Origin of the sequence: Stenotrophomonas sp. 3diitr2024 (assembly GCF_042136455.1) — a bacterium.
In the GTDB taxonomy this organism is placed as follows: domain Bacteria; phylum Pseudomonadota; class Gammaproteobacteria; order Xanthomonadales; family Xanthomonadaceae; genus Stenotrophomonas; species Stenotrophomonas sepilia.
This window is the reverse complement of sequence record NZ_JBHHMJ010000815.1, coordinates 1-4,185: the sequence shown is the minus strand read 5'-3', so window position 1 is coordinate 4,185 and position 4,185 is coordinate 1. Positions and strand designations below refer to the sequence as shown.

4 protein-coding genes and 1 pseudogene are annotated in these 4,185 nt (G+C 67.2%); 4 read left to right on the top strand and 1 reads right to left on the bottom strand.

The features are described from left to right. Positions 1-92 precede the first annotated feature (92 nt). The gene (locus tag ABGA94_RS21820) at positions 93-995 is read right to left on the bottom strand and encodes a LysR family transcriptional regulator (protein WP_099487083.1); all 903 of its coding nucleotides are present in this window, start codon (positions 993-995) and stop codon (positions 93-95) included. Positions 996-1,113: 118 nt separating this feature from the next. Between ABGA94_RS21820 and dkgB the strand changes: the two genes are divergently transcribed. The 4 genes and pseudogenes from dkgB to ABGA94_RS21800 form a co-directional block, all read left to right on the top strand. Beyond that, positions 1,114-1,917 (top strand): 2,5-didehydrogluconate reductase DkgB, encoded by an 804-nt coding sequence (gene dkgB / locus ABGA94_RS21815; RefSeq protein ID WP_375368084.1) that lies wholly within the window; start codon positions 1,114-1,116, stop codon positions 1,915-1,917. An 11-nt stretch (positions 1,918-1,928) separates the two neighbouring features. Continuing rightward, entirely contained in the window at positions 1,929-2,876 is a 948-nt protein-coding gene (locus tag ABGA94_RS21810; RefSeq protein WP_375368083.1) for a TIGR03571 family LLM class oxidoreductase, read from the top strand. A gap of 19 nt (positions 2,877-2,895) precedes the next feature. Continuing rightward, positions 2,896-3,834 (top strand): cyclase family protein, encoded by a 939-nt coding sequence (locus ABGA94_RS21805; RefSeq protein ID WP_111176457.1) that lies wholly within the window; start codon positions 2,896-2,898, stop codon positions 3,832-3,834. Beyond that, positions 3,831-4,019, top strand: a pseudogene (locus tag ABGA94_RS21800) (adenylate cyclase); the annotation flags it as partial. The gene ABGA94_RS21805 and the pseudogene ABGA94_RS21800, both read left to right, overlap by 4 nt. Positions 4,020-4,185: the final 166 nt, after the last annotated feature.

Sequence of the window (4,185 nt, the reverse complement as noted above, 5' to 3'; positions counted from 1 at the left end):
GGCCGCTGGCCGGACGTAAAACACCATCCACGCATGGCGTGGATCTACTGATGCACTCCCGGCAGCCGGCCAGCGGCCGGCTCTACCCCGCCTTATTCGTCAAACGGACGCTGGCCGAGCGTCTGCGTCACGTGGTCGACGAAACAGGTGATGCGCGCAGCCAGCGCGGTGTTGCGGTAGTACACCGCGTTGATCGGCTGCCGCACCTCCTGCGTCTGCCTGGCGAACAACTGCACCAGGCGGCCGTCACGCCGATCCTGGCGGGTCAGGAAGTCGGACAGGCAGGCGATGCCCAGCCCGGCCACCGCCATCTGGCGCAGTGTCTCGCCACTGGACGAAGCAATCGCCGGCTCAATCACGAAAGGACCGCCATCGGCATCCTGCAGCGGCCATTCGTTCAACGAACTGGGCTGGGTGAAGCCCAGCAGGTCGTGCTCGCGCAGCTGCTCCACCCGCGTGGGCGTGCCGTGCCGTCGCAGGTACTCGGGGCTGGCCACCACGCGGATGCGGCTGTGGCCGATCGGCCGCGCATGCAGGCTCGAATCGCGCAGCACGCCGATGCGGAACGCCACGTCGGTACGCTTCTCGATCAGGTCGGTGATGCCCTCGTTGGAATTCAGCTCCAGCTCCACCTGCGGGTAGCGCTCGCGGAAGCCCTCCAGCAGCGGCACGATCACGTGCAGCATGAACGGCGTGGCGGCGTCCACGCGCAGGCGCCCGACCGGCTGCAGCCGCCGCGCGGCCATCTGTTCCTCGGCCTCGTCGACCGTGGCCAGGATCGTGCGCGCGTACTCCAGGAACGCCGCGCCTTCCTCGGTCAGCTCCAGCCGCCGCGTGGTCCGCCGCAGCAGCGTGGTCTGCAGCTTGTCCTCCAACCGCGCCAAGGTGCGGCTGGTGGCCGAGATGGTCAGCTCCAGCGCCTCGGCCGCCGCCGTGATCGAACCACCATCGACCACCGCCACGAAGGCCTTCAGCTCATCCAGGGTGGTTTTCATTATTTACCTCGCTGCAAAAGCATTTCCCGTATACACGGCTTAATCAACAAATGTAAAGCGCCCACACTTCGCCCTGTCCCGAGCCCGCCGGCTCTCTACGAAGTCCCTGGAGTCCATCATGAGCGTTCCTTCCTTTGGCGTCGGCACCTTCCGCCTGACCGGCCATACCGTCATCGACTCGGTGCGCAACGCCCTCGACGTCGGCTACCGTGCGGTTGACACGGCGCAGATCTACGGCAACGAAGCCGAGGTCGGCCAGGCCATCGCCGAATCCGGCGTCCCGCGCGACCAGCTGTTCCTGACCACCAAGATCTGGGTCGACAACTACGCCGCCGACAAGTTGATCCCGAGCCTGCGCGACAGCCTGGCCAAGCTGCGCACCGAGTACGTCGACCTGCTGCTGATCCACTGGCCGGCGCCGGGCAATGGCGTTGAACTGCGCGAGTACATGACCGCACTGGCCGAAGCCAAGACGCTGGGCCTGACCCGCCAGATCGGCGTGTCCAACTTCAACATCGAACTGACCCGGCAGGCCATCGAGGTGGTCGGCGCCGGCGAGATCGCCACCAACCAGATCGAACTGAGCCCCTACCTGCAGAACCCGGCGCTGACCGCCTTCCTGCAGGAACAAGGCATCACTGTCACCTCCTACATGACCCTGGCCTACGGCAAGGTGCTGAAGGATCCGGTGCTGGCCACCATCGCCGGCAAGCACCAGGCTACCGTGGCCCAGGTCGCGCTGGCGTGGGCACTGCAACTGGGTTACTCGGTCATCCCGTCCTCGACCAAGCGCGAGAACCTGGCCAGCAACCTGCTCGCCCAGGACCTGCACCTGGATGCCGATGACATGGCCGCGATCGCCGCGCTTGACCGCAACGGCCGCGAAGTCGATCCGCCGGGCCTGGCCCCGGCTTGGGACTGAGGCGCCTCGCCATGTGCAGTGCGTTGGCGCGGCTGCAGGCCGGGGGTTTCAGCATCGGCATCGAAGCACCGCTGGACAATGACTGGACGCCGCTGGGCGAACAGGCGCGACGCGCCGCGCGACGCCTGCCCGGCGAACCGGACCTGCAGCGCCATGCGGAGCTGGCACGGCTGGCCGACCGCCTCGGCTTCCGCGCGCTGTGGGTACGCGACGTGCCGGTGTACGACCCGGCCTTCGGCGATGCGGCGCAGGTGTTCGAGGTGTTCAGTTACCTGGGCTACCTGGCCGGCATCACCGAGCACATCCTGCTGGGCACCGGTGCGGTGGTGCTGCCGATCCGGGAGCCGTTGCTGACCCTGAAGTCAGCGCGCAGCGTGCAGCGGCTGAGCGGCGACCGCCTGCTGCTGGGCGTAGCCAGTGGCGACCGCCCGGTGGAGTACCCGCTGTTCGGCCGCGACTTCGACAGCCGTGGCCGCCGCTTCCGCGAGCAGATCGCACTGCTGCGCGAAGGCGCCGCTGCGCACCTGCCGCAGGGCCTGGACGTGCTGCCCGCAGATGGCCCGGCCCTGCCGTTGTTCGTGGCCGGCCTGGCCCAGCAGCAACCGGCATGGATCGGCCAGCACATGGAGGGTTGCCTGGCCTACCCGGGCACGCCACAGGACCATGCGCAGCGCGTGGCGGCCTGGCGCGCCGTGGCCGGCAACAAGCCGTATGCCAGCTTCATCCACCTGGACCTGGTAGCCGATGCTGATGCCCCCTTGCAGCGCTGGCGCTTCGGCCTGCGTGGCGGCCGCAACGCCCTTTTGGCCGAGCTGCACGCCATGCAGGCAGCCGGTGTCGACCACATCGGCCTGCAGTTCCGCCGCAACGAACGGCCGTTGGCCGAAACCTTCCACGAAATCGCCGAGTACGTGCTGCCGCACTTCCCGGCCCATGCCCGCGCCGCCGCGACGGCCTGACAGTTACCGGAGCTTTGCCATGAAGATGAAGACCCTGGCCGCGCTTGCGCTGGCCACCCTGCCGCTGTCCTTCCAGGCCACCGCCGAGGACTGGTATCCCTCCGCCTACGGCGCCGACGACGAGATCGGCGCGGCCAACCTGCTGACCGCCGACGTGGTCAAGCACGCGGTATCGCTGGTCAGGACCGGCAAGACCTATCCGCTGGCGGTGCCGGTGGACAAGAACCTGCCCGCGTTCCGCCACCGCAGCTTCCGCCTGTACAACGTTCAGGTCGGCCAGCAGGCCGGCAAATCGCTGGGCCCCAACAGGTTCACCTTCAACGATGAACTGGTGAACGCCTGGACCGGCGTTGGCACCCAGCTCAACGGTATCGGCCATATCGGCATCGACAACGTCTACTACAACGGCAACAAGGCCGCCGACTTCGTCACCGTGGACGGTGTGCGCAAGCTCGGCGTCGAGAAGGTGCCGCCAATGGTCACCCGCGGCGTCGTGCTGGACATGACCGCGTACTACGGCAAGGCGATCGTGCCCGGTGGCACCGAGTTCACCGTGGCCGACATCCAGGCCGTGCTGAAGAAGCAGGGCCTGAGCCTGCGCAAGGGCGACGTGGTGCTGTTCAACACCGGCTGGCTGGAACTGATCGGCAAGGACGACAAACAGTTCCTGGAAGTGGAACCGGGTATCGGCATGGAGGCGGCGAAGTGGCTGGCCGACCAGGGCATCGTCGCCTTCGGTGGCGACACCTGGGCCTCGGAGGTCTACCCGAACCCGGACGGTGCCGAGGAGTTTCCGATCAACCAGTACATGCTGGCCAAGCGTGGCATCTACAACCTGGAGCTGATCGACAGCCGTGCCCTGGTGCGCGACAAGGCCTGGGAATTCCTGTTCGTGCTCGGCCAGCCGCTGTACGTCGGCTCGACCCAGGTGAACATCAACCCGGTGGCGATCCGATGAACACCGCCGCTGACCTTCCCGTGTTCGCCGGCCGCCGCTTCCGCGTCAGCTATGACGGCCTGGCCGCCGACAATGTCTACAGCGCCGATGGCCGCCACGTGCAGTACGCCATCGTCTCCGGCGCCTATGCCGGTGCGCAGGGCGAAGCCGCCTGCGAGTGGCAGCGGATCAGCGACGGGGTCTATGCCATTTCGTGGCAGGAAGCCGATGGCGCTACGGTCGTGCATGTCGACGATTTCGTGGTGGGTGACACGGTGTACCCGATCAAGGGCAACGCCCAGCCGGGCTACCCGCAGATCTCGCTGGTCAGCGACCTGTCCGCCCACTTCGGTGACTGGCGCTTTGGTGCAA